The sequence below is a fragment of the Acidiphilium acidophilum genome (assembly GCF_033842475.1).
Lineage (GTDB): Bacteria > Pseudomonadota > Alphaproteobacteria > Acetobacterales > Acetobacteraceae > Acidiphilium > Acidiphilium acidophilum.
In genome coordinates, this window is record NZ_JAWXYB010000007.1 from 1 (window position 1) to 2,677 (window position 2,677).

3 protein-coding genes are annotated in these 2,677 nt (G+C 61.5%); all 3 read right to left on the reverse strand.

Annotated elements, in window-relative coordinates; all coding sequences use genetic code 11:
- Window positions 1-78: 78 nt before the first annotated feature.
- Window positions 79-1,089 (reverse strand): tyrosine-type recombinase/integrase, encoded by a 1,011-nt coding sequence (locus SIL87_RS01700; protein ID WP_319612556.1) that lies wholly within the window; start codon window positions 1,087-1,089, stop codon window positions 79-81.
- Window positions 1,086-2,000 (reverse strand): tyrosine-type recombinase/integrase, encoded by a 915-nt coding sequence (locus tag SIL87_RS01705; RefSeq protein WP_319612557.1) that lies wholly within the window; start codon window positions 1,998-2,000, stop codon window positions 1,086-1,088. The genes SIL87_RS01700 and SIL87_RS01705 overlap by 4 nt, the downstream gene beginning before the upstream one ends.
- A partial coding sequence (locus tag SIL87_RS01710; RefSeq protein ID WP_319612558.1) for a tyrosine-type recombinase/integrase occupies window positions 1,994-2,677 on the reverse strand: 684 nt, incomplete at its 5' end. The genes SIL87_RS01710 and SIL87_RS01705, both read right to left, overlap by 7 nt.

Below are 2,677 nucleotides of genomic sequence, written 5' to 3' on the forward strand. Positions count from 1 at the left end.
GTCGTTATGCGGCGCGCATGATTATGTAGAGTCCTAAGCCGGCGACGCGGGGACCGCTTGGAATCCGGCCCCCTTTGCTCAGCATAATTTTTGGTGTTGCCGCTGCCCCGTGAGCATGGCGATAACCTTGTCCGGCGGTCTGAACTTGCCTGGCTGTAGCGTCGGCCCGCCGGCGGCTCCCAATGCTTCGAGTTTTTCGGTGGGGTCTGCGCGCAGGTAGGCCTCGGTGCTTTGGAGGCTGGCATGGCCCAGCCACAGGGCTACTTTCCGAACGTCGTGCGTGGCCTGCAGCATATGCATTGCGCAACTATGACGCAGAACATGAGGTGTTACTCGCTTGGTCGCGACGGACGGTAGGCGCAGGGCGGCGGTGGCCACATGCTTGTCGAGGATGTATTCGAATCCGGATCTGGTCATGGCCCGGCCGGCGGCGTTGAGAAATAGCGCCCCATCTTGCTGCTGCTGACGGACAGCAAGCCAAGCCCGGAGCGCGACCACGCTCTCCTTCCACAGTGGAAGCACGCGCTCCCGACGACCTTTGCCCATCACGTGGATCGTACAAGGATTTTGCAGATCGAGTTGATCTAGGCATAGTCCGACCAACTCCGAGACGCGCAGTCCGGCCGCAAAGGCGAGATGGAGCATCGCACGGTCTCGGGTGCCGGATAGAGTCTTGGGATCCGGCGCGTTGATCAGGGCCTGAATCTCCGCCCGGGTCAGCGAAGCGACCAACGCTTCGTCGGTTTTCTTCATCGGGATCGCGCGGACCCGAAGCGATTGATCGAGACAGGCTGGCACACGATACTCGATGAATCTGAAGAACGACCTGATCGCCGCCAATCGAGCATTGCGGGATCGCGCCGTGTTGCCGCGATCCTGTTCGATGTGATCGAGGAATGCCAGGATCATCGGTACACCGATGTCCTCGACCTCCAACCGCGACGGCCTCTTGTGAAGTCGCCGCGCCGCGAATATCACAAGAAGTTGAAAGCTGTACGCATAAGCATCACAGGTGTGAGGACTGGCGCCCTGATCGCGTGGCAGGTGCTCGCCGAGAAACAGGGATAGGGGTGGTGCGAGCGCGGTCATATCACACCTGTCCGGCCGAAGTCTTCACCGGCATCGGCGATCTGTGCCATCAGGCCGGGCGTGGCCTGAAGATACCAATAGGTATCGCTGACGTGGGCGTGACCGAGATAGGTGCTGAGAGCGAGGATGTGGCGCGATACAGCGTCGTCATCGCATGGACACTGTTCGAGCGACCGCACGGCGAAGCTATGTCTCAGGTCGTGGATGCGCGGCCCCGACTGGCCGGGCCCGCCCCGCAACCCGATCTTGCGCGAGATCTGGCGGAACAACGCGCTGACGGTATCATAGCAAAGCGGAGTTCCGGCGTTAGATACGAACAGGACAGCGGCGCACGTGCTGATCGGCAGGCGGGCCGAGAGATACCGATCAATCGCGGCGCGCGTCGTAGGATGCAGCGGAATTAGTCTGCTCTTCTTGAACTTGGTCTTGTTGATGATCAGGCCGTCGTCGGTGACATCGGAGAGCCGCAAAGCGAGAGCTTCCGATATCCGCATGCCGGTCGCGGCGAGTAAGCCGAGCAGCGTGACGTATGTAAGCGGTCGAAGCGTGGCGGCGGGCCCAAGCGAAGCCGCCTGCTGCATCAATTTGCCAATCTCTTCGGCGGAATAAATGTATGGCTTTGTCCGCCGAAAGATGCCTCGACCGAGCGCGTCAGCGGCGGGCACCTCGTGGCCGCCGTCCTCGGCGTGCATAGCGATAGCAAATCGACGCACCGTAAGAAGCCGGTTGCGTCGCTGCTCGGGGGAGGGCGCCTCGACTGCCCACGCGATTACCCGATTGCTCTTGATAAAGTTGTCGCCGTGGCGCTCCGCGTAAGCCACGAACATGCGCAACAAGATGCGCTGCGTCCGGAATTTGAAGCCCAGTACCTCATGAAGCGCGACATGACGGGAAAGATCATCGCTCAGCATGCCACATCTCCCGGCCAGGGCTGCGCGACCTGCATCAGCATGTTCAGATCAACCTTGGCGTAAACGGTTGTGGTGTCCAAAGACCTGTGACGCAGAACGGCGCCCACTGATTGGAGAGTTGCGCCTCCGCGGAGCATATGTGTCGCCGCCGAGTGCCGTAGCAGGTTGGCGCCGTGTGATGGGGGATTGTCGATGCCGGCACGCTTCAAAGCCAGAGCGACGATGTGGGAAACCGTGGGGGACGATGCGAATGGCCGAAATGGCGCATTTGACCTCAAGAACAGGCGGTCGCTATCGACCAAAGGGCGCGCGCCATCGAGATAGCCGAGCACGGCGTCGCCGGCGTCCTGGGGCATGGGAAGACGGGTCTCGCGGCGTCCCTTGCCCTTCACCCGCAACGTCGCTGAAGACCAATCGATGTCCCCCAGGCGCATCTCTAGAATGTCGCCTGCGCGCAGTCCCAGGCGCGCGAGGAGGAGCAGAATAGCTCGATCGCGGACGCCTCGCCCGGTACGAAGGTCACAAGAAGCAACCAGCCTCTCGACCTCATCGGGCGACAGATAGCGCGGCAATGATGAGAGTCGCCATTGGGGAATGTGTGGCACGGCGTGTTCAAGCCCCGGCCGACAAAGATCGGCGGAGGCCAGAAAGCGCAGATATCCACGCAGGGCGGTCGT

Coding starts and splice junctions, on each gene's coding strand:
- SIL87_RS01700 (WP_319612556.1), bottom strand. CDS start 1,089: ATGACCGCGCTCGCACCACCCCTATCCCTGTTTCTCGGCGAGCACCTG.
- SIL87_RS01705 (WP_319612557.1), bottom strand. CDS start 2,000: ATGCTGAGCGATGATCTTTCCCGTCATGTCGCGCTTCATGAGGTACTG.